The 23,104-nt window shown below is 38.5% G+C and carries 15 protein-coding genes; 8 read left to right on the forward strand and 7 right to left on the reverse strand.

What is annotated here, in order from left to right:
• Positions 1–583: 583 nt before the first annotated feature.
• Together H3V00_RS00640 and mpl are read left to right on the forward strand one after the other, a co-directional pair.
• On the forward strand, positions 584–1,000 hold the full coding sequence (locus H3V00_RS00640) for a hypothetical protein (RefSeq protein ID WP_025330301.1): 417 nt from the start codon (positions 584–586) through the stop codon (positions 998–1,000).
• Positions 1,001–1,283: 283 nt separating this feature from the next.
• Positions 1,284–2,687 carry a UDP-N-acetylmuramate:L-alanyl-gamma-D-glutamyl-meso-diaminopimelate ligase gene (gene mpl, locus H3V00_RS00645; RefSeq protein ID WP_198206687.1) on the forward strand — a complete coding sequence of 468 codons (1,404 nt, stop codon included), beginning with the start codon at positions 1,284–1,286 and terminating at the stop codon, positions 2,685–2,687.
• A gap of 193 nt (positions 2,688–2,880) precedes the next feature.
• Here the strand turns inward: mpl and H3V00_RS00650 are convergent, their stop codons facing one another.
• Positions 2,881–3,156: a hypothetical protein gene (locus H3V00_RS00650; protein ID WP_110414038.1), complete on the reverse strand. Its 276-nt coding sequence runs from the start codon at positions 3,154–3,156 to the stop codon at positions 2,881–2,883.
• Positions 3,157–3,339: 183 nt separating this feature from the next.
• Here H3V00_RS00650 and H3V00_RS00655 point away from each other — a divergent pair, with 183 nt between their 5' ends.
• Positions 3,340–4,017, forward strand: a complete 678-nt coding sequence (locus tag H3V00_RS00655; protein WP_025330304.1) for a helix-turn-helix transcriptional regulator — start codon at positions 3,340–3,342, stop codon at positions 4,015–4,017.
• A gap of 164 nt (positions 4,018–4,181) precedes the next feature.
• Here the strand turns inward: H3V00_RS00655 and clpX are convergent, their stop codons facing one another.
• Complete coding sequence (gene clpX, locus H3V00_RS00660) at positions 4,182–5,444, reverse strand: ATP-dependent Clp protease ATP-binding subunit ClpX (protein ID WP_198206686.1); 1,263 nt, start codon at positions 5,442–5,444, stop codon at positions 4,182–4,184.
• Between the two features lie 410 nt (positions 5,445–5,854).
• On the opposite strand from clpX, the gene H3V00_RS00665 reads away from it, so the two are divergent.
• The 3 genes from H3V00_RS00665 to H3V00_RS00675 all read left to right on the forward strand — a co-directional run bounded on the left by H3V00_RS00665 (position 5,855) and on the right by H3V00_RS00675 (position 8,541).
• Positions 5,855–6,805: a D-alanyl-D-alanine carboxypeptidase family protein gene (locus tag H3V00_RS00665; RefSeq protein WP_084565414.1), complete on the forward strand. Its 951-nt coding sequence runs from the start codon at positions 5,855–5,857 to the stop codon at positions 6,803–6,805.
• Between the two features lie 471 nt (positions 6,806–7,276).
• A complete protein-coding gene (locus H3V00_RS00670) occupies positions 7,277–8,029 on the forward strand; it encodes an SDR family oxidoreductase (protein WP_037391211.1) in 753 nt (250 codons plus the stop codon).
• 62 nt (positions 8,030–8,091) lie between these two features.
• A complete protein-coding gene (locus tag H3V00_RS00675) occupies positions 8,092–8,541 on the forward strand; it encodes a Fur family transcriptional regulator (RefSeq protein ID WP_370386278.1) in 450 nt (149 codons plus the stop codon).
• 128 nt (positions 8,542–8,669) lie between these two features.
• Here H3V00_RS00675 and H3V00_RS00680 read toward each other — a convergent pair whose 3' ends face one another.
• Together H3V00_RS00680 and H3V00_RS00685 are read right to left on the reverse strand one after the other, a co-directional pair.
• On the reverse strand, positions 8,670–10,895 hold the full coding sequence (locus H3V00_RS00680; RefSeq protein WP_198206685.1) for a UvrD-helicase domain-containing protein: 2,226 nt from the start codon (positions 10,893–10,895) through the stop codon (positions 8,670–8,672).
• Between the two features lie 2 nt (positions 10,896–10,897).
• Entirely contained in the window at positions 10,898–13,111 is a 2,214-nt protein-coding gene (locus H3V00_RS00685) for an AAA family ATPase (protein ID WP_198206684.1), read from the reverse strand.
• 406 nt (positions 13,112–13,517) lie between these two features.
• Between H3V00_RS00685 and H3V00_RS00690 the strand changes: the two genes are divergently transcribed.
• Entirely contained in the window at positions 13,518–14,321 is an 804-nt protein-coding gene (locus H3V00_RS00690) for a carbon-nitrogen hydrolase family protein (RefSeq protein ID WP_198206683.1), read from the forward strand.
• Between the two features lie 199 nt (positions 14,322–14,520).
• Positions 14,521–15,882, forward strand: a complete 1,362-nt coding sequence (locus tag H3V00_RS00695; protein WP_198206682.1) for a sodium-dependent transporter — start codon at positions 14,521–14,523, stop codon at positions 15,880–15,882.
• A 263-nt stretch (positions 15,883–16,145) separates the two neighbouring features.
• Here the strand turns inward: H3V00_RS00695 and H3V00_RS00700 are convergent, their stop codons facing one another.
• The 3 genes from H3V00_RS00700 to H3V00_RS00710 all read right to left on the reverse strand — a co-directional run bounded on the left by H3V00_RS00700 (position 16,146) and on the right by H3V00_RS00710 (position 22,886).
• Positions 16,146–16,988: a class II glutamine amidotransferase gene (locus H3V00_RS00700; protein WP_198206681.1), complete on the reverse strand. Its 843-nt coding sequence runs from the start codon at positions 16,986–16,988 to the stop codon at positions 16,146–16,148.
• A 171-nt stretch (positions 16,989–17,159) separates the two neighbouring features.
• Positions 17,160–21,947 (reverse strand): calcium-binding protein, encoded by a 4,788-nt coding sequence (locus H3V00_RS00705; RefSeq protein ID WP_181415812.1) that lies wholly within the window; start codon positions 21,945–21,947, stop codon positions 17,160–17,162.
• A 54-nt stretch (positions 21,948–22,001) separates the two neighbouring features.
• Complete coding sequence (locus H3V00_RS00710) at positions 22,002–22,886, reverse strand: hypothetical protein (RefSeq protein ID WP_198206680.1); 885 nt, start codon at positions 22,884–22,886, stop codon at positions 22,002–22,004.
• Positions 22,887–23,104: the final 218 nt, after the last annotated feature.

Below are 23,104 nucleotides of genomic sequence, written 5' to 3' on the forward strand. Positions count from 1 at the left end.
ATCAAAGCAGTAATCAATGTTCAATATTCCGTTATATAAATCAAATTCAAATCCGGAAATGAATATAAAATTCAGCGTTTACTTGTTTTTTATGATAAAAATAATCAGCTTTTCAGAAAACCATTCCGATTAACATCATAACGGTGGAAACTTATCAGCATTTCAAAATAATCAGCGAGTTCAACAAGACAATACTGAATTTGATATGTCCTAGCAACTATGTCTATTATAGATATGAGGGCTATACTGCTGTTTGCAAACAGATATTGTCAGAGCAGTTTATGCAACGGAATCAAGGAAAATTGATTCAGTTATAATTTGCTGATTAAAAAATAGGCAGTTAAATTTAATTTATATATAACAAGGCTATAAATTACTTATCCACAGTTTATGTGCAACACCATCCCAATAATCACAGGAATAATGTGTATTTATTCATCTTATCGCATACACTGACAGATACGTGGATAAAAACTGGGAAAAACAATATCAGGTATTATGATTGTGGATAAACTAAAATATATTTATTATATTGACAGGATTAAAGAAATTTTGAATTTTTTAAAAATTACGGATATCTTATATGAGTAATGGTTTAAAGTTAGAAAATATCGAAGCATATTTTGAAGAGCATAAATTACCAAAATTCGACAGTTCATCAATATTGTATGGATCAATAGATGCAAAATTATGGCTAAAGATTGTAATAACTCAATTTTCTGGATTATTTATTAAACATCTGCTTATTTATTTTAATGCAGAAAAAATAATTCTGATTGGTTTAACCTTGAATACAAATATAACAGATGCAATTACTGTTATTCCTATGACAGAAGTTTCTGAACTAAGCTTCAAATCAGGCTTTATCAGAGGCAAGCTGACATTTAAATTTAAACAAAAGGAATATCTTATAAAAGTCCCGAACTTTATTCTTGTCGCGAAATGGCAAAAAAGAAATTTGAAAAATATCCTTCAGCGTTACATTATTAAATATTCATAAAAACACCAAATAATTATTTCTCAGTATTAGCAGATAATAATATATTTGATAATCAAATATTTATAATGATTCAATACAAACCCTTTTAAATTAATCATAATAGTCTGTTTTCTGTTTTCTGTTTTCTGTTTTCTGTTTTCTGTTTTCTGTTTTCTGTTTTCAGTGCCTGTTTGTATTTTGAATTTAACTTCAGTGGTGATAGTGTATAGAAAATACAAAACATCCATGTAGTAAATATGAGGAAAGTCTATAATGCTGGTTTTCATCGCATAGAGACAGAGAAATGCAGCATATCCACATCATTGGTATCGGCGGAACATTTATGGGAGGAATTGCCGCTATAGCCAAACAGGCAGGCTATCAAGTAACTGGTTGTGATGCCAAAATGTATCCGCCCATGAGTACACAACTGACTGATTTGGGTATTGATGTGGTGGAAGGATTCGAAGCAGCACAGCTGGACAGATATCCCGCTGATGTCTATGTAATTGGTAATGTTGCCCGTCGCGGCATGCCTGTCATTGAGGCCATCCTTAATCGTAACTTACCTTATACTTCCGGCCCGCAATGGCTGGCTGAAAATATTCTTCAACAGCACTGGGTACTGGCAGTAGCCGGCACTCATGGTAAGACAACGACAGCCAGTATGCTGGCATGGGTGCTTGAAGATGCTGGTCTGGCTCCCGGATTTCTGATTGGCGGGGTGCCGCAAAATTTTGCTGTATCAGCGCGCCTGCCTCAGGTACCACCGGCTGAGCAATCTACATCTGAACCAGAGTGCAGTCCGTTTTTTGTTATCGAGGCAGATGAGTATGACACAGCTTTTTTTGATAAACGCAGTAAGTTTGTCCACTATCGTCCGCGTACGGCAATTCTGAACAATCTGGAATATGATCATGCGGATATTTTCCCCAATCTTGCAGCAATTCAGACTCAGTTTCATCATTTGATTCGTACAATTCCCAGTGAAGGGCTGATTGTCGTTAATGAACAATCTGCTGCACTGGACGAAGTTTTACAGCAAGGCTGCTGGTCAGAAGTAGAAGGTTTTGGTCTGAATAAGGATTGGCAAATTGGTGAAATTTCTGCATCCGGTGGCTTCGATGTCCTCTATCAGCAACAAAAGGTTGGACATATAGAGTGGAAACTACTGGGGCAGCATAACCGCATGAATGCACTGGCAGTGATTGCTGCGGCACGTCATGCAGGTGTGTCGATCCGGCAATCTTGTGCAGCATTGTCTCGTTTTGAGAATGTTAAACGGCGCATGGAGGTCAAAGGTGTTGTTAACGATATTACGGTTTATGATGATTTTGCTCATCATCCGACAGCCATTGCCACAACTATTGCCGGTTTGCGTCAGAAAGTCGCTAATGCACGTATTCTGGCTGTGCTTGAACCACGCTCTAATACTATGAAGCTGGGTACCATGAAAGCTGCTTTACCTGCCAGTCTGGCGGAAGCTGATAAAGTATTCTGTTATGCCGGCGGGGTTGACTGGGATGTTGCGGCTGCACTAAGTCCGTTACAGGATAAAGTAGCAGTTTTTCAGGATATGCAGTCACTGGTTGAAGCTATCACTGCACAGGCAGAGCAGGGGGATCATATTCTGATCATGAGTAATGGCGGGTTTGGTGGTATTCATCAGCAATTACTGACTCAGTTACAACACAAAGCAAATAATTAATTATTTTTGTACTGAATTCAAGGTAAAACAATAACCCCTGTTCAGATTTTCTAAAGGCCGGAGCTATCTGTTATTTCAGGTACTCAGGCTTTTATTTTATGTGTGTTTTAAAACAGTGCAGTATCAGGGTAAATATAAAAAATAATGAAATTACGTGATTAATAGTACAACAGAAGCGGAACGATACAATATTTCAGGAAGCCTCATAAACCGTAGCTTTTGCCATTTCAGTATGATTCATTTTCCCGTATGCATTCTGCCAGCTTTGTGCAGCTTCACGCTGGTCACAGTTTTTGGCTACTTTAATCTGGGTTGGATTCATTTCAGTATAAGTTAAATTCGCCAGATGCTGGCAGTCCAGCGTTTGCGAAATCAATGCCGCAGGAGCTGTAGCACGAGCTGGTATTGAATGAAAATTGCCCAGCAACAATAATAAAGCCATTAACCCATATATTTTTAATAATTTCATAATCCATTCCTTATTTAGAAAAATCTAATAAATTGTTTAATTTTTATTATATTAATTAGAAAAAAATAAATATTCAAGGAATTTATTTCTTAAATATTTAGTTACTTTTCATTTTTCTAAAAATGAAGTATAATAAAAACAAATTTATTGACGATATTTCTAAGAAATTGCCGGAATTTGTGCATGCAAACATTTAAAGACCGTCTGGCTTCACTGTGGCCGGGTGAGCGCCAGTCTAAAATTGCCACAGACATTGATATGACTATGGCCGGTTTCAGCCGTATCTGGCATGAAGGCGGGTTACCCAAAGCAGAAACCCTGAAACGTATCAAAGAATTAAAAGGTTGCAGTATTGACTGGCTGCTGACCGGAGAAGGGGAGCCCTTTCCTGAACAGCAAACTCAGGCAGCACATGATACGCTGGGTAATCCGGTGAATACTGAAGATTTTGTTTATGTGCCGCGTTATGCAATTGAAGCAGCTGCCGGACATGGTAGTTTAGTTGCTAATGAAAAACCGATGTTTACCATGGCGTTTCGTAAGGACTGGATAAATTCAATGATTAGCCCTGAAGTTAGTGGCTTGTCAGTGATTTCGGTCAAAGGCGATTCAATGGAAGGTGTGCTCAATGACGGAGACACCATTCTGGTACAGCAAATGAATCATATACGCCGTGATGGTTTGTATGTATTGCGTATTAACGATAATCTGCTGGTTAAGCGTTTACAGCTGATGCCGGGTAATGTAGTGAATGTTATTTCTGCTAATGAAGCCTATCCGAGTTTTGAAATCCGGCTGGATAGTGAAAGTGATGATGTACAAATCATCGGTAAAGTATTGTGGTTTGGCCGTTATCTATAATGTTCTGATGATAAAATTTTATACTGAAGAGTCGGTTTGATAATCCGGGTATTACTGCGGACACATTATTAACCGGTTAACTCATTTATTCTGGACATAAAAAAACCGTCTGAATTTTGGAATTCAGACGGTTTTTTTATGTACGTAAAATTCAGCTTATGGTTTTAGCCTTTATAAGCACTGCCATCAGCCAGTAACCATTCAGGTTCAGCACCTTTATCAATTACATCCTGATTAACAACCACTTTTTTTACATCGTTTAAATCCGGCAAAGCATACATAGTATTAAGCAACGCTTTTTCTACAATTGAGCGTAAGCCGCGGGCACCGGTTTTGCGCGCCATGGCCAGCTTGGCAATTGCCCGTAATGCAGAGGGTTGTACCTGTAGCTCCACACCTTCCATCGCAAACAGAGCCTGAAACTGCTTGATTAATGCATTTTTAGGTTCGGTAAGGATATTAATCAATGCATCTTCATCCAGCTCAGTAAGCGTTGCAATAACTGGCAGACGACCGATCAGCTCTGGAATCAAACCGAATTTAATCAGGTCTTCCGGTTCTACCGTCTGAAACAACTCGCTTACATTGGTATTTTCGTCTTTGCTGTGTACCGCAGCACCAAAGCCGATACCACCTTTTTCAGTACGCTGACGGATAACTTTTTCCAGTCCGGCAAATGCACCGCCACAGATAAATAGAATATTAGTAGTGTCTACATTAATAAATTCCTGATTAGGATGTTTGCGCCCACCCTGTGGCGGCACAGATGCAACAGTTCCTTCTATCAGTTTAAGTAAAGCCTGCTGAACACCCTCACCGGATACATCGCGGGTGATAGAGGGATTATCACTTTTGCGGGAGATTTTATCGATTTCATCAATGTATACAATGCCTTTTTGTGCTTTTTGTACATCAAAATCGCATTTACCCAATAATTTAGTGATAATCTGTTCCACATCCTCACCAACATATCCGGCTTCGGTAAGTGTGGTGGCATCAGCCATCACAAACGGAACATCCAGTTTGCGCGCCAGAGTCTGAGCGAGCAGAGTTTTACCCGAACCGGTAGGTCCGATCAGCAGAATATTGGATTTAGACAGCTCTACCTGACCTTCTTCCTTACCCAGACGCAAGCGTTTGTAATGATTATATACCGCTACAGCCAGTGATTTTTTTGCTGTTTCCTGTCCGATTACATACTGGTCAAGATTAGCAACAATTTCTGCCGGAGTAGGCAGTTTTTCCTGCCCGTCTCCGTCAGCTGTCGGCATGCCATTCTCTGTAGAAGACGCACCCGGATTATGTAGCATTTCATTGCATGTATCCACGCACTCATTACAGATTAATGCGTTTTCACCTTCAATTAAATTTTTAACTTCGTTTTCAGGTTTACCGCAAAACGAACAATAACGAATTTCTTTACTCATAAACAGGATTTCATCAAGAAAATAGAGCTTATATTGAACGCCGGACCAAATACATAGATGATATCGTATCGGATTCAGCCAAAAAACGAGTATATAGTTTTATCAGGCTGATATCAAACTGAATGCTAGTGTGGTTTTAATCACTGAAGAAATCAGTTTGATAATGAAAATCTGATTAAAATATCGTTTATAAACACCTTTTTTAGCCGAATATAATAAGAAAATACCGGCCGTAAGCAAATTTGTCTTATAATTAGATTGAGAAACAATATATTTATTGAATAATTGGACGTTAAAAACTTCTTTCAAACACAGACAATAATTATGTCTGTCTCTCTATTGCGTTCAGTTTGAGTAGTATTTTCTTGAGAAATAAATTACCCTGATTCAGGGTCAAAAAGGAAGTTATCATGTCATGTTTATCACGTCTGCGTCGTTGGCAGTGGGTAAGCCTGTTAAGCAGCAGTCTGTTTTTTGCAGTACCTGCTGTAGCCGGAGACCTTGATGTTCTCGGCCAGTTTATCGAACAAAAGCAGGCAGGTGGTCAGTCAGACACACTCAGCACATTTATCAGCAACCATCCCGATGCCAATCTGGAAACCCGTGCACAGATTGCCGGTCCTTTATTAAGCTCACAATCGGCTCTGATTATGAATAATCAGACCGGTGAAATTCTTTACCAGAAAAATATCAATCAGGTACGTTCAATTGCATCCATTTCTAAGCTGGTTTCAGCAATGGTAGTGCTGGATGCCAATCAGAACATGAATGATCAGATTACCATCACAGATGCCGAAATTGACCGGCTGAAAAACTCAACCAGCCGTCTGTCTGTTGGTACAGTAATGACCCGGCGTGAGCTGTTGCATATTGGTTTAATGAGTAGTGAAAACCGGGCAATCCATGCTCTGGCACGTACTTATCCGGGTGGTATGCCGGCATTTGTAGAAGCCATGAATAATAAGGCAGCTGAGCTGGGAATGACTAATTCACGTTTTTACGAACCAACCGGTCTTGATCCGCGCAATCAGTCCACTGCACGGGATTTGGCTTTACTGGTGCGTGGTGCCAGTCAGTATCCGCTTATCAGACAATATTCAACTGACAATTCCGGTTCGGTATACACCAGTAATGGCAGAGTAGAGCAATATCACAACTCCAATGCGCTGGTACGCGAAGGTTTATGGCCGATCGCGCTGCAAAAAACCGGATATATTCGTGAAGCAGGTCGGTCTATGGTGCTGTTGACCAGCGTGCAGAACCAGCCGGTAACCATTGTTTTACTGAACTCTCCCAGTTCAACAACTCGTGTAAGCGATGCCCGCGCTTTACGTTCATGGGCGATGCAGCAATCTTTATAAACCATATATCTGTTATCAAAGAGCCCCGTTAGCGATAACGGGGTTTTTTCTATCAATAAATCAATCTGTTTATATCGTAATGTAACTGTCAAAGCAGTTAATGAACATGATAGAAAGCCTGACATAATGAATTAACATCAGCAACTAAAAGTAATTTAACAGATATGATTAATAGCGTTTTATAAATGTGTCAGTTGATTCGTCTGCATCTTTTGTTTGTAAAATAATGGGCAAAGCATAGTTTCTAAGAATAGTACTGAATAAAAAGCTTAATCATCAGTGTAAAATATTGGTTCTCAGACTGATAAATATTCCTGAGGTATGAATGAATGGATGTCACCGGTTGATAAACAAGACTCAGTCGTAGCAAAATAGAAATGTAATACCATAATATCGGAAATGGAATAAATATAGACTTATCTCATAAGGGACAAATAGAGGTGTTATCTTTAAACAAAGAAAGATACTGACATGACAATATTAATTACAGGTGCTTCTGCAGGATTTGGCGCAGAAATGTGTCGTGTGCTGGTTCATGCCGGTTATCAGGTTATTGGTGCCGCACGGCGGCTGGATAAGCTGCAACATTTACAGGCAGAACTGGGTGCACAGTTTTTACCATTACAAATGGATGTAGTCGATAAAAGCAGTGTAGATAATGCATTAGCCTCCTTACAGGGTACTTGGGCGGATATTGATTTACTCGTGAACAATGCCGGGCTGGCACTGGGCATGGAGCCGGCTCAGGAAGCAAACTTTGCTGACTGGGAAACCATGATTCATACCAATGTTCTGGGTTTAACTTATGTCACCCGGCAAATATTGCCACGTATGGTAGCCAAAAATAGCGGCTATATCATTAATCTGGGTTCTACTGCCGGCTCATGGCCATATAAAGGTGGCAATGTTTACGGTGCTACCAAAGCTTTTGTACGCCAGTTCAGCCTGAATTTGCGTACTGATCTGGCCGGTACACGCATACGAGTAACCAATATTGCCCCCGGTTTATGCGGTGATACTGAATTTTCCAATGTACGCTTTCGCGGCGATGATAAACAGGCTGCTGCCGTATATGAAAATATCAGCTATCTGCAACCGGCAGATATTGCCAACACCGTATTATGGCTGTATCAGACTCCGGCACATATGAATGTTAACCATATTGAAATTATGCCGGTATCACAAACCTTCGCCGGTCTGAGTGTAACCCGTGACTTGGCTTAAGATTTACAGGTATGTCTAACCCTACAGTATGGCAATCCAAAGCCGAAGAAAAAGCACGTATCATGGCACAGTGTGCTCAGCAAGGAGTTACTGTTACCCAACTGCGTACTCAGGTACTGGATATTGTATTAAATATGAGTGGTGTTATTAAAGCCTACCAGGTACTGGCATCTATGCAACAGCACAGTAACAGTACGGTTGCTCCGCCTACTGCTTACCGGGCACTGGATTTCTGGGCTGAGCAGGGTGTATTACATAAAATACCTGCTGTTAACGGCTATATACTTTGTCGTCATGTACAACATGAGTGTGATAGTCACTGTCAGGACAATACCGTTCATCACAGTGATTTTGTTCTGGTATGCAACCAGTGCGGAGCTGTAGATGAACAAAGTCTCAGCTCAGAATGGGCAGCATTACGGCAGCGTGCTGCAGATAATGGATTTATGCTCAATGATGAGCATATCGTACTAACAGGTATATGTACACATTGCCAAACTAAACTGACCTAAGTATTAAGTTTGATTGATACAAAAATTCCGGATATCTGTTTTTTTAAATTAAGCATATATCTGGAATCTTTTATTGAATATGAATTGTTCATTAATTTTTTTACTGAATAATTAATAGTAAAAGCAGACTAATTTAATTCTGGGACAAACGCTTTAATTGTGCCGAATAAAGATTCAATCTCTTTTTTGATATCAGTAATGTCATCCAGATAAAGTATCCATAGATTTTTACGTGCTCTGGAACATGCTGTATAAATTAAATTACGTGTATTTTCCAGCTCCTGTTTCTTTTCCAGTACTGTATCAGAAGATAGACTAGAAAAATAATCTTTAAATTTATTTTTTTTCCTTTGCCCAAAACTGTTTTCCATAATGATAACTACATTTTCATATTCCTCTCCTTTTGTACCATGATAAGTATGATAAATTACCGGATCATTTTCATCATGTTCTTCATTAATAAAAGCTATCCAGCGCTGCCAGTAAATTAATTCTATATTTAATATATTTTGGATTTTATCTCGATTATCTTGAATAATTTTATTTGCGTTTTCACTTTCTAAGTTTATCAAATCTGAATTGCCGTACATGTCTTCATATAAATTATCGTATATATAATCGGCAAAAGCAGAGTCATCTGAATCTTTATTGTGGCTTTGAAATACGTCAGAGATATTAATTCCAAAGCAGTTTTTCAACCAAAATGTGATTGCTTTATTTTCTTTTTGGTCTCTGAAAATCTTTAAATTGGCTGAAAAATATTTTATTAAATCATCTAAAGTTTGAGGGTGTCCGTTTGTAAAAATTTCAACTAATTTACTTGCTTCAGCAAAAGTAACCTTATGCTGAGTATTTCCGAACAAATCATAAAGAGTAGTATTTTGATTATTCAATGTATTATAGGCTGTTACCAGCTGATACAGACGTAGTATAGCTGGATGCAATTTATTGAGTAAGTGTGAAAATATCATAACATTCATATTATCCCAGTAGATAAATTCTGCTTTTTCAATAGCGCTATAAATTTGTTGCAGACCGCTCATAAAAGCAACTGAACGATTAAGTAACAGCAGACAATCAACAGGTCTGTTACAGTTTAAAGTGGTAATATATTTGTTAATAAATTGATTAATTACTAAAGCATCATTTTCTTCATTTCTGATTGATTCTTGGTTCTTCAGAAAATAAAATTCAACTATGCCATTTTTCTTAGCCGGATCAATTGGCTTTTGTTTTACAGTATCATTTCTAATTTTATTAATTAAATCAATAATCTGATTTTCTGAGCGTCTGTTAAAATTTTTAATAATTTTTTTTAATTTAATTTCCGGTATTTCCTTATTTCCCGATATTTCCTTATATATATTCTCGATATTATCGCCAATACCAGTATCATAAATACTTTGTTTACTATCACCAAAATATCCAGCGAGCCATTTCTGCTTTCGCTGATAGGTATACTGGTGTAAATTTGCCAGTATTCTTACAACAGATTCATTTGTATCCTGATATTCGTCAATAAACATATAAGGATATTTATCTGTCAGTAATTTTTTAAACATATCATATTTTTCTACTAGCTGTAAGCTATATTCAAGCAGAGTATCGTGGCTAAATTTCATTGAAGCCAAACGGTCACTGTTAGAGTTACTGTCATATTCTACAGATAAAATATTATTATTGTTTTGAGAATTATTTATTTTTTCTATTGCTTGTTGAAAGGTAATAATTTTGTTAATATATTTAAAATACGTTTTGAAATTATTCAAATTTTTTAAGGATTTTTCTAAAATTTCCTGATTTAATATTGGATTTGTTTGATTTATTTTCATTATCTCTTTTCTGAATTGTTGTGTTTCGGTTACTTTTTCCAGATTAAAAAATTGTTTTTTGTTTTTTTGCACAAACTGTTTAAATAACTCTTTATTTTCCTCTGTATTCAGATAAGAAAGATTTAGCTTATTAGCTTTATTTGTTATTTCCGATTCATTTTCTCTAAGCTCTTTCTCAAGTTTATTTTTATGTAACTCGATCAATTCATCTTGTTTATACAATCTGATTTGTTGCCAAAGCATTTCATGAATAGTTGACACCTGAATATATTGGCTTTCTCCTAAGCGTTGGCGGATTTCATTAACGGCCACATTAGTATAGGTAATACAGATAATTTTTTGATTGTGTCTGTGCAAGGTATCTAAATGATGACTCAAAATATATTTGATTGCTTCAATCAGTGTGTAGGTTTTACCAGCACCGGCACCAGCATAAACAATAAAACTTTCAAACTTATCAATGGCTGTAAATATTTTCTTCTGTTGCTGAATTTCTTGATTCAGATTTTCTTCCAGACTCATATTTATTTCCCTTTATCACTTTTCAATTGACTTATTAACCAATCAAAACCATCAGTAATATACTGAGGTAATTCAGGTATGATATTCGATGAGTCTGGATCTGTATTAGCAGTAACGGTAATCATATTATAAAGGAGTGTGCTGGCAAATTTTGTTTTACCCCCGTTCGTATTGAGTTTTTTCTGTATTTCAAAAGAACTATTAGGATTAATCCTATTATTATCCATTATAATATTAAACATTTCGGTGGATATAGTTGATTTAAGTGATTCGATAACCAACTGGTTATCATAATTGGTTAAAATAATTGCTTCTTCCAGACTGGTAGCATATTGCTTGTTAATGGGGTCTTTTTGAAAAACAATATAAGTATTGCTGATTTCTTTATATTGTAAATTATCATTCAGTTCTTCAATTCCACATAATATTTTCAATGTATTGTTGGTAGTTTTTCGATTTTTTAAACTTCTAATTTGTTCAGAACTTGTAGATTCACATGGCTCAGTGTTATTGCGTTTAATATCTATATCAGTAATGATTACACAAGGTATTTGTATTTGTTGTAATAGTGGGAAATAAATATGAGCATAAGCACCATCAATTCTAAATATTGAAATATAGTAGTTTCTTAATTCTTTTTCTTTTTCCAGATAATAATTGAGTAAAATTTCTTCAGTTGTTCCTTCAACCACAATGATTGCATCTGAAAAAAATAATTCAGATACTTTATATTTAATGTGTTTTTTTAGAAATAATAAATCTCTTTGATCTAATTTATGATTTATTTGTTGACCAGTTTTCTGAGAACTTTTTTTAGAAAAGTCTTGAATAAATAATGCGTCATATAATGGTATTACCTTGCTACATTTATTCTTTAAAGTTAAATAATTAATATTATCAAATGAACTGGAACTGTGTATTTTACTGTTTACTATATGTGAAGAATGAGTAGTTATTATAATCTGACACTTAAGAGACATGTAATCTCCTGCATCTGCATCAGGTTTTATTTCACTGATGGCCTTGTTTACCGCTAAATCAATGCGTTTAATAAAAAATTCTTGCATCTGTGGATGCATAAAAACCTCTGGTTCTTCTATAACCAGTATATTAATTCGGCTTCTGTGACTATTTTCTTCATATGAGCTAATATAATAGATAATTTCGCCGATAATATTAACTAAATTAATATAGCCCAAACCAAACTGATCTTCCGGGATATAGTCATCGCCATCACTAAAGCTGTATTTAATCAGCTTTTTTAAAATATCTTCTTTACTGACATTTCCGCTCAGTTTCATGTCAATATGATTTAACTGTTCAATTTCTCCTATTATTTCACTTACAGAATCATTTTTATCTTTAACAGTATCTGTGATAGTAGTATTAATTACTGTTATTTCGTCGATAAATAATTCTTTACTGTTATTTTTAATATTTTTGGTAAATAAAGAATTAACAATACGCTGGAAAACATTAGACAGAACATTTTCATCAAGATGGCGATTAGCTTTGATACATTTAATTTCCAGAAGATCGCGCAAAGAAAAATTTTTGACTTCTCTATTGAGATTATTTGTGAAGCTTAATTTGTATTCTGTTTCATCTCTATTGTCCAGTAATTTACAGATTTCTTCCAGCAGTTTATTATTTAACTTTATATTGTGTTCAGACTGTTCTGAGTCACTATTCTCAGACGTAATCCGATTGTTTTGAATCAGATCTTTAACCTGCTGAAGAAAATTAGCTTCTTCTTTCAGTGCATATGTAGCATTGATAATAATTTCTTTATTGCGGGAGAAATCATTAATCGGAGTAAACTCAGATAGATTTGTGATTAAATCTTCATTAAGATCATCTAATTTGATTTTTAATCGGAATTCCAGTTTTGGAGTTTCTAGATGTTTTTGAGAGTCGTTTTTATCATTCTGGAAAGCCTCTATATAGCTTATAATCAATTTTTTAAGATAAGATAAATTAAAATCACTGGATTTTATAGACAACTTATTTTCAGATAGCATACTTAATGCATTAGTAATAGTTGTTTTACCAGTATTATTTTTGCCGATAATTAATGTACTGGACGGAGAAACCAGTGGTTGTGTTATCTTATCCCGATTCTGATAATTTATTTTATTAGAGCTGACAAATTGTAGTTCATTGTCTTGATCCCCGAATTTACGAAAATTTTTAATAGTGAAGCTTTGTAGATACATTATGATTATTCCTGAGTAAATTAGAATAATTTCTAGATTATTCTTAATTTCTATTTAATTATTTTATCTAGCAGAGTGAAAATTACTCACAGGCAGCCAATCAGGTTATCTTGTTTAAATAATAGTGTCTGGTATTTGGTTCGCATTTATTATCCTGTTAATATGTTATTTAGGTGGCGTTAAAGTTTAATTTTGTTAAAGTAAGTACTTATTGTAGTGAATAATTTATGCTAAAGTCAAAATGAATTAATTAATGTATGAATTGTTTTTATTTACTATTGATTTTGTTTTGCACAACTTTCAGTGTTTTTAATTTACCAAGACAAATTATTTGCCTATTGAAATAGTTAAGACTATAAATAACCCAACTGACAAAGTTATGGCAAAAGTATTGAAGGAGTAATACATGAATGGTATCAAAGTTGGCATCGTACAAATGGTTTCTGGTACTGATATTACTGAGAATATTCAAACCATGCAGCATCTGGTTCGGCAAGCTGCCAATGCAGGTGCGGAATGGGTAGTATTACCTGAATACTGGCCGATAATGGGTAAAGACGAAACAGATAAAGTAGCTGTGGCTGAGGTTTTTGGAGATGGCCGATTGCAAACAGCTTTAAAAACTCTTGCTGCTGAACTGAGGATCATATTATTTGGTGGTACCTTACCTTTACAAAGTACGGATAAAACCAAAATATTTAATACCATGCTGGTGTACGGACGCTCAGGAGAATTGCTGGGTTTCTACCATAAAATGCATTTGTTTGGTTACACTGGTGCCAATGAGTCTTACGCAGAAGCAGATACAATACTGCGGGGCATGGATGTACCGGAGCTGAGAATTGATAATATCGCTGTGGCTCAGGGTATTTGTTACGATTTACGTTTTCCTGAATTTTTCCGTGCCCAGCTTCCGTTTGAAGTACTGGTGTTACCGGCAGCATTTACTTATACCACGGGTAAAGCACACTGGAACACATTATTAACTGCCAGAGCAATTGAAAATCAGTGTTATGTGCTGGCGTCTGCACAGGGTGGGCAGCATCAGAATGGCCGCCGTACATATGGCCATAGTATGATTATTAATCCTTGGGGAGAAATCCTGGCTTCTTTGCCAGAAGGAGAGGGTGTTATTTGTGCAGAGCTGGATGCCGAATTTCTGCAATCAGTACGTACTAAGCTACCGGCACTACAGCATCGACTATTGTAAATATGTTTTTTTAAGTTAGTACTTTTTGGAACTAGCCTGAATTTAATCCATATTTAAGCTCATTATTTGGACATAATGTCTGAATAATGGGCTTAATGGTCTCAAAAACGGTACATTCATAATCATTTCTTGTCCAAAAATGCGATTCATGGCATGATTATTGATTAAAGTTTGAATTAAGAAGTAAGGGGCAGTAGCGATGAGTGGCGGAACAAAGAAAAAGTCGCATTCTCAGTGGAGCTCGCGGATTGGGTTTATGCTCGCCGCAGCAGGTTCAGCAGTTGGTTTGGGTAATATCTGGAAATTTCCCTATATGGCCGGTCAGATGGGCGGTTCTGCATTTGTGCTTACCTACCTGATTTGCATGTTTGTGATTGGTTTGCCTATTCTGGTGGCTGAGTGGCTGATTGGCCGTCGCGGGCAGAAAAATCCGATTCATACCATGGAAGATGTAGCTGCTGATGAAGGGCAATCTAAATCATGGCGCTGGGTAGGTATTATCGGCGTACTTGGTTCATTCCTGATTCTTTCTTTTTACAGTGTTATTGGCGGGTGGGCTGCTGATTACATTTTTCTTGCCGGTACTGGCACTTTTAAAGGTTTAAATGGCGAGGGTACCGGTCAGGTCTTCCAGCAATTTCTTGGTAGTGTAAGCCATTTACTTACATGGCATACCGTCTTCATGTTTGCTACTGCTTTGATTGTAGCCATGGGCGTAGGTGCCGGTTTGGAGCGTTCGTGTAAAGTGATGATGCCGGGGCTGGGTCTTTTACTGATTGGTCTGGTAGTTTATGCGGCTGTTGTCAGCGGACCTTCATTTGGCAAGGCTTTTGCTTTCCTATTTACTCCTAACTGGTCTGCTATTACCGGTAAGGCAGTACTGGCGGCATTGGGGCATGCATTTTTCAGCTTGTCTCTGGGCATGGGTATTATGATGGCTTACGGTTCCTATCTGGGTAAAGATGTGAATCTGATTTCTACAGCACGTACTGTAGTTATTCTGGACGTTATTGTTGCCATGTTATCTGGTATGGCCATTTTCCCGCTGGTATTTGCCAATGGTCTGCAACCGGGAGAAGGTCCGGGTCTGATTTTTGTTACCTTACCTATCGCTTTCGGCAATATGGCCGGTGGTACTATTATTGGTATCGTATTCTTTATTTTCCTGACCTTTGCCGCCCTGACTTCCTCAATTTCATTGCTGGAGCCGACAGTTGAATTACTGGAAGAAAAAACCCATTTGGGACGTAAATCAGCGACTTTAGTAAGTAGTTTATTTATCTGGGCATTGGGCATTGCCTGCCTGCTGTCTTTTAATGAGTGGCAGGATGTTACAATTTTCGGCAAAAATATTTTTGATTCTCTCGATTATCTGACCAGTAAGCTTATGCTACCGTTAACCGGTCTTGGTACGATTGTATTTGCCGGCTGGATGATGAATCAGGAGAGAATTCGTCAGGAACTGAATTTAGGTCCGGCTGTATTTGCTTGTTGGAAAGTGCTATGCCGCTATGTTATTCCGATAGCCGTAATAGCAATTCTGATTTATGGATTTATGTAATCAATATATAGTTAATATTCTCATATCTGAGTAACAAAAAATCCCGGAATTATCCGGGATTTTCTTTTATGGATTCACTAATTACTATAGAAAATGCTTGAAAACAGATATAGATATTTAATAAATATCTGGATTTACATCAAATATCTGCAATTGTTACTATACTTTAATCTGGTTTCAATCCATTCTGGATAAATAACATAAGATAGTTCAGTTAATAACAGATTTTCTGAAATTTTAGTTTCTTAGTTCAATTTAATCTGTTACATGCTGACGCCGGCTTTGCGTGCGATGGCCAGACCATCTTCTACACTCATATATTGAGCCGGCTGGATACAATCGCGCAAAACAATTTCTCCCTGGCTGAACATCACCAGTTCATTAACCGCCAGTTGCTGCCACTGCTCATTACAGGTAAGCGGTAATGTGGCAATTACGGCTACACGATCATATGGTGTAGTAACCGCGGAAAAATCAATAGCTACGTCTTCATCTGCCAGAACAGCTTTACCAAAAGGCGCCTGCCGGATAATATAAAAAAGCAGGGTGCTGGCATGGGCAATTAACCAGTCACCATTCGAAAGCATATAATTAAATAAACCATACTGACGCAGCTCAGCAGTAATTTCTGCTATAGCATTAAATAAAATTTCCCGAGAAGGCTTGTGACGAAAGCGCTGGCGTAGCTGCTCAAGCAGATAGCAAAAGGCCTGTTCTGAATCCGTAGAGCCTACCGGGTTGAAATATTCACCTTCAGAAGGATTAAAACGGCGCAAATTGCCATTATGTGCAAACACCCAGTATTCTCCCCATAACTCGCGTACAAACGGATGTGTATTTACTAAATGTACTTGTCCCTGAGTAGCTTTGCGAATATGGGCTATTACATTTTCCGATTTAATTTTATATTGCTGCACCAAATCTGCGACAGGTGAGCTGGCACAAGGCTTATCATCCTGAAGTAGACGCACTCCGTGCCCCTCGAAAAAAGCAATGCCGAAACCATCTGCATGGCTGTCAGTCAGACCTCCCCGCAAACGAAAACCTTCAAAAGAAAAGACAATATCAGTAGGGGTATTGCAATCCATGCCTAACAACTGGCACATTTATTATTTCTCCATAGATAAATTAATAATTTAATATTTGCTGTTTCATCAAGTAAAGATTATACATCCTGATTATAGTAATCGATAACTGATGCCAATATTTACCTGTAAAAAAAGCCTGTAACTGCTGTTACAGGCATAAATTCAAATTAACAGAACAGAAACTTGCTTTTATACAGCCGAAACACTCAAATAATTATCAGCAGTACCTAAAAGTTTATCCTGTGGCGGTGATATTGCCATGCTGCTATTAGCAAGTCCTGAACTCATAGCCGCCATTGCCTGCTTGAGTAACATCGCATCAGCGTAATTAAAACCGGAATTGATAATTTCATTGGCATAGTTATCCGGCGCCGCATTCTTTACAGGAATTCTGGCAAGGCCTGCGGCATAATTGCCTGAATCTTTATGCAGACTATTGTCAGCAGAATGGAACAGGTGATTACTGAGAGCCGAATCTTTTTCAAACTGCGGAATAAGGGGCATATCAACAGGTTTTCGCTTTGTAAGCAGGCTTAATAAAGTTTGCCCATGCTTACCATCTTCGGTAAATATAATATTGCCTAAATCAGAATCTTTGCCCCGGTTTTTCAAATTATAGCCGAGCAGATAAATAATATCGCCTTTAACCCCGTTTTTAATCACTATTCCGTCTTTATAAGCACTGAAAGTAAGCGATTTTATCTGATCAACCTTAATATAAGACAATCCATTATGGTCTTCAATTATAGTGATGCCGTCGCCGTTTTTAATTACATACATATCATCACCCATACCGCCATTTAGATAGTCATTGCCTTTACCACCGTTAAGCAAATCATTACCGGCTCCGCCATATAAATTATCATCGCCCAGGCCTCCATACAGCTGATCATTGCCATCATCACCCTGTAAATTATCATTGCCGCTGCCGCCACTGATAAAATCGTTTCCATCTCCTCCGAAGATAACGTCATTACCACTGGTTTTTGCATTATCGCTATTTACAGGTTCTTCACTGTCGCCATAAATAATATCATTACCATCACCACCATAAATCACATCATCACCATCACTGCCAATCAGCCGGTCGTTACCGATACCTCCATCAATGTAATCATTACCATAACCCCCATTAATATAATCGTCTCCTCCTTCACCATATAAAACATCATTTCCAGAAAAACTTTCTAATTCTTGCAAAACATCTCCATATATTCTGTCATTACCCTCTCCGCCGTATATAACATCATCGCCGGTATATTTAGAATTTTCGGTTGTAATTAAAATAGGATCACTAGAACCACCCGAACCAATTCCCCAACCAATAATATTATTGAAATCACCGATAATTATATCGTCGCCATTTCCACCATAAAGGTAATCATGACCACCGCCGCCGAATATAACATCATTTCCTTCGCCGCCATCAACTTCATCAGTACCATATCCGGCATCAATAATATCATTACCATTTCCGCCAAACAGATGATCATTACCGTTTATTGAACAGTCAGCATCGACAAAATTTTTATTCTCATCACCCCATATCTTATCATCGCCATCGCCCCCGAAAATCCAATCGTCTCCACCGCCGCCTATTAAACTATCATTGCCGGCGCCGCCATCAATATAGTCTGCACCCTGAATTTCTTTGTTATTCTCATCATCCCCGTAAATAACGTCATTGCCTTCATCGCCATAAAGCTCATCATTACCGTGGCCGCCATAAATTTTGTCATGATCAGCGCCGCCATGAATCACATCGTCTCCGTAGCCACCATACAGCTCATCATTACCGGCATCGCCCCAGATATGATCATTGCATGTTAATTGTGAAAAATTTCTATTCATATCATAAGAATCGCCATATATAATGTCTTCGTCATTACCGCCATAGAGAAAATCATCGCCACCACCACCTACAATAAAGTCTTTACCGGCACCGCCATAAATGGTGTCACTACCATGATATTGGCTATCAAGTATTTCTCTTGATGTCTTTCCACCATCATCGCCATAAATTTTGTCATCACCATCGCCGCCAATAATCACATCATTGCCACCACCACCAATGATTTCATCATCACCATCGCCGCCATCAATGTGATCATCTCCATGAGCCCTGCCAGCAAGAGAATTTAAGTGACCTAGTCTAACAAGACCATCGCCATATAAGATATCTTTGCCCTTGCCACCGACAATATAATCATTGCCACCCATACCAAAAACGACATCATCTCCTTCTTGCGTACTGCCCGGTGCTACCGAATCACCTTCGATATAATCATTCAGATTACCGCCAACAATAAAGTCATTGCCCTCATCACCATATAGAAAATCTCCCCCATATGACATACCGTCCACAGCAGAGATGGGCTCATCAAAACAGTCGCTAATACCAGAGATAATCAAATAATTACCTCTTTCTAAAAATATACCCCAGTTTGGGCCAGCATGAATCAGTTTTTTACCATAATCAGGCATCTTCCAGCGCTCATCCGGCTTCTCTCGTTGAGATATCGTTAAATGATTATTGGCAAAAATATAATCATCTCCGGCACCACCTCTGATGGTATCGGAGCCACCGCCGCCTGCGAGCAGATCCATGCCATCGCCACCCAGAATCACATCATCACCGGCCATGCCATCAATAGCATCGCCGCCGTCCAGCCCCGAAATTTCATCATCATTGGCTGTGCCGAAAATAACATCCTCAAAGCCGTTTTCTTGTTTACCATCGATAATACGGCCGTCGGCACTGCGCTTATCCCAATCATAGTGATAATGGCCTTTAAGAGACTCTAACTCTTCCTCAAAATGGCCTTCTACATGAATGATTTTCGTGCGCCAGTCGCCCAGAATTTTATTTTTTTCCTTAGGCGGGCGCATATTGGGTAAATTAATGCCGAGTTTATTTCCTTTAAGCTCATTCCATCCCTCAATAGTAAGAATATCTTTATTGTCTGTCAGGGACTGAATGCATAAATCACCGGTTTTATTCAGCCACACCTGCCATTTATTATCCTCTGACTGCCATACATTCAGCTCTTTCCCTATCCACTGATATGATGAAAAAATCTTATTGTCCAGATAGATATAGCCATTACCATCACTATCGATAATACGATCCTGCCCATCATCTGCATTGAAATAATAACGGTCTGTTCCCTCACCACCAGTCAATAAATCATTGCCGCTACCGCCAATCAACGTATCATTCCCGGCACCACCATATAAATAGTCATCGCCGGCGCCGCCATCGATAACATCATCACCGCGACCACCTATAATCACATCGCCTAAACTACTGCCAGAATGAGTACCAGTGGCATTATCAGAAAGCATCAGCACCACATGGCCGGCTTGAGTTATCGCACCATTGGTCACCCAGCTTAGGCCGGTATTCGCATCACGAAAACGAATCACATCATCTTTACCAAAACCATATTTCGTCCGGATAGACTCAACCAGCTCTTTCTGTTGCCGCAGATGCATGGTTAGCTGCTGATTAATATCAATCTCGGGAGCCGGAGTAGGCGACAGCCCATTGAGCAGGGCACGTACATACTCATTGTGTTCTACTGCCTCAGCGTATTTCATCTCCTGAATGGCCCAGCAGCGGATTTTAATCCAGTCTTCACCTACATCATCCACACTTCTTTGCTGTGGCGTAAAATCCGGATTCAATACCACCACCGGATTCAACTGCAACAGCGCATGTAAATACTGCGATACCTTAGCTGTTTCTCCCTTATTGGTTAAATTCTGCAAAATACTCAGCACACTATCCGGCGTAGCATCAATATATTCCAGCTCATATTTGAATTCATACTCATCTGTTGCACCCGCTATCGGCCTGCGATGCCCAGCTTTAGGCTCAAAAACAAACCCCAATCCCTTATCCAGAAAGTTAATCTCATTAATGGAAGACAGTAGCGCGCTAGAACTATCGGCCAGATTTTCATTTAATACCGCGGCGATAATCCATTTAGTCATACTCGCGCCGCCCATCAATTGCCAGTTATTGGCCAGCCGCTTCTGCGTGGCAGCAGAAGTATTCTGATTGGCAAAAAACTTGCCGGTAAGCCTGTTTTCCGGCGTAGCATAATCCTTATACCAAGTATGAGTTGAACCATAAACAAGTATATTATCGCCAACCTTTTCCTTGGCAAAAGCAGTGAAAGCAGCCGCCATATCCGTATCTTTGCACCACTGCCGCGCCTGCTGCTGCTCAGCACTGGAAACGGCCACCTTTTTATAGCCAAGTACATTAGCCAACTTCTCCACATCGGTGCCTACTACAATATTAGCGATAGGAAAATTAATTGAATAAGCAGCATTCTTGATAATGTAGTCTATTGGCGCAACCTCACCGTTGGACTTATTAACGTAAATGTAGCCCTTCTGCGCATCCCGCATTACTCCGTATAACATCAGACTTACCCATGAGCCTGTAAGCTTGGTTCCCTTAGTAGCCCGCATATGCTGCCACATATTTTCTACAACCTGCTCACCGTCAATCTCCTGACCATTGCTGCCGGTAGCCGAAGCATGGTTCTGGATAATCGACATTGGTGTATACAGCGTCCAGTAGCCGATATCCAGCTTATTGTTATTAAATACTTCTACATGAAATTCTAACATTTCATAATAGGTAATATCTTTACCGCCTTTACCGTTTTCCAATTTCTCTTTCAGCATAGCCAGATAGCCCAGCGCCATATCGCGCCGTACACTGTCAACCCGTGCTTGGGGGAGCTTTTGTTTATGATCTTTGGCCACCGCCTGCATAAACTGCAAAGCGCCATTGCCGGTAAGGGTATCAGCTGTGGCCACCCCAAATGCCCATTGAGCATAGTCATAGCCCTTTTGGGCCAGCGCCTGATACACTTCCCCTATGGCCGATAGCTCGCCGGTTTTGATTTGCTCGCTCCAAGCATCTATTTCTTTTTTAGTTAAGACCTGTGGTTGAGACATATTTTTACCTCTTTCATCAGTTGTTAACAATATAGACATAAATAGCAGGAATATTTACACCTTCCCTGCCTGCTTCTTAATTAATGCGCCTTTATCCGTAACCACCCAGCTATCCAGTATGCCGGCTATATTTTTTTCGGTTTGCTGCCAGAGTTTCAAATAGTGGCGGTTAAAACGTATACGTATCAATATAGGTAAATTATCAAGATAAAATCGATGTTTGCATTGCTGAACATCGCCAATAAAATCACACTGAATATAGGTTTTAATCTCGCCTTGCGCATTTTGGGACATCAAAATATCCGGCCCGGCGATATTATCCTGCCACGGCTGATTGGTGCTGGGATCAATCCCATTATTGGCTTTGAAATAAGTTAAGCCATATACTTTTTGTGGTTGTTCAATATATTCAAAGTGCCAGACTTCTTTTTTAGCTTGCTGAGTGTCAGTAAACGCTTTATTAAAATTAAGTGGCTGGTGTGGATCAACAATGTTGTAAACAATGGTATAGCCCCATGGAAACGGCTTTCCCTGTGGAATCAGAGTTTTATTATCACGCAGATAATCCTCATCTGTCTGCTCTCTTCTGGTTTTAACCGCGCCATCTGTTAGCCGGTACTGAAAATCAAAACCTTCAATAGGCAATTGGTAAGTAATCGGCGGGCGCTGATACTTTTGCGCTTGTTTGCTGGTATCGAAATCACCCGGGTCGCCGATATAGTGTACCCAGGTAAACACCACTCCGCCGGGGATACTTACCGGCTTGCCGCCCAGATTACCAATAGAATCATAGCGGCCAAATCTGTCCTGATGGCGAATAGGGGTGGGTTGTTGCTGTACCACATTTTTTTCAGAGTGATTATTATCGGAACAGCCGGCTATCAGCAGCATGCAGTTTAAACAGACCAGCCTGAGGTGCAAATTGAATGAGTTTCTCATAAGCTGAACTTCCTTTGAAGACAAGGTACAAATTACCATAAATATAATTTAAAATAAACAGTAATATATACAAATATTAACACATATTGCTTTTATAATATTTAAGATTTATGATGTTCAGATTCAGGCTGTTTGCATAATATAGTTATTATTTTTTATATTTTTCCGATATGTTTTTTAATTAATTTACTCTCATTTGTAACTATTCAACTATTAAG

It is taken from the genome of Snodgrassella sp. W6238H11 (assembly GCF_016100525.1).
In the GTDB taxonomy this organism is placed as follows: Bacteria; Pseudomonadota; Gammaproteobacteria; order Burkholderiales; family Neisseriaceae; genus Snodgrassella; species Snodgrassella alvi.

Excerpts from the sequence above, each read along its gene's own strand:
- H3V00_RS00640 (WP_025330301.1), top strand. The coding sequence starts at position 584 with ATGAGTAATGGTTTAAAGTTAGAAAATATCGAAGCATATTTTGAAGAG.
- mpl (WP_198206687.1), top strand. The coding sequence starts at position 1,284 with ATGCAGCATATCCACATCATTGGTATCGGCGGAACATTTATGGGAGGA.
- H3V00_RS00650 (WP_110414038.1), bottom strand. The coding sequence starts at position 3,156 with ATGAAATTATTAAAAATATATGGGTTAATGGCTTTATTATTGTTGCTG.
- H3V00_RS00655 (WP_025330304.1), top strand. The coding sequence starts at position 3,340 with ATGCAAACATTTAAAGACCGTCTGGCTTCACTGTGGCCGGGTGAGCGC.
- clpX (WP_198206686.1), bottom strand. The coding sequence starts at position 5,444 with ATGAGTAAAGAAATTCGTTATTGTTCGTTTTGCGGTAAACCTGAAAAC.
- H3V00_RS00665 (WP_084565414.1), top strand. The coding sequence starts at position 5,855 with ATGTCATGTTTATCACGTCTGCGTCGTTGGCAGTGGGTAAGCCTGTTA.
- H3V00_RS00670 (WP_037391211.1), top strand. The coding sequence starts at position 7,277 with ATGACAATATTAATTACAGGTGCTTCTGCAGGATTTGGCGCAGAAATG.
- H3V00_RS00675 (WP_370386278.1), top strand. The coding sequence starts at position 8,092 with ATGGCACAGTGTGCTCAGCAAGGAGTTACTGTTACCCAACTGCGTACT.
- H3V00_RS00680 (WP_198206685.1), bottom strand. The coding sequence starts at position 10,895 with ATGAGTCTGGAAGAAAATCTGAATCAAGAAATTCAGCAACAGAAGAAA.
- H3V00_RS00685 (WP_198206684.1), bottom strand. The coding sequence starts at position 13,111 with ATGTATCTACAAAGCTTCACTATTAAAAATTTTCGTAAATTCGGGGAT.
- H3V00_RS00690 (WP_198206683.1), top strand. The coding sequence starts at position 13,518 with ATGAATGGTATCAAAGTTGGCATCGTACAAATGGTTTCTGGTACTGAT.
- H3V00_RS00695 (WP_198206682.1), top strand. The coding sequence starts at position 14,521 with ATGAGTGGCGGAACAAAGAAAAAGTCGCATTCTCAGTGGAGCTCGCGG.
- H3V00_RS00700 (WP_198206681.1), bottom strand. The coding sequence starts at position 16,988 with ATGTGCCAGTTGTTAGGCATGGATTGCAATACCCCTACTGATATTGTC.
- H3V00_RS00705 (WP_181415812.1), bottom strand. The coding sequence starts at position 21,947 with ATGTCTCAACCACAGGTCTTAACTAAAAAAGAAATAGATGCTTGGAGC.
- H3V00_RS00710 (WP_198206680.1), bottom strand. The coding sequence starts at position 22,886 with ATGAGAAACTCATTCAATTTGCACCTCAGGCTGGTCTGTTTAAACTGC.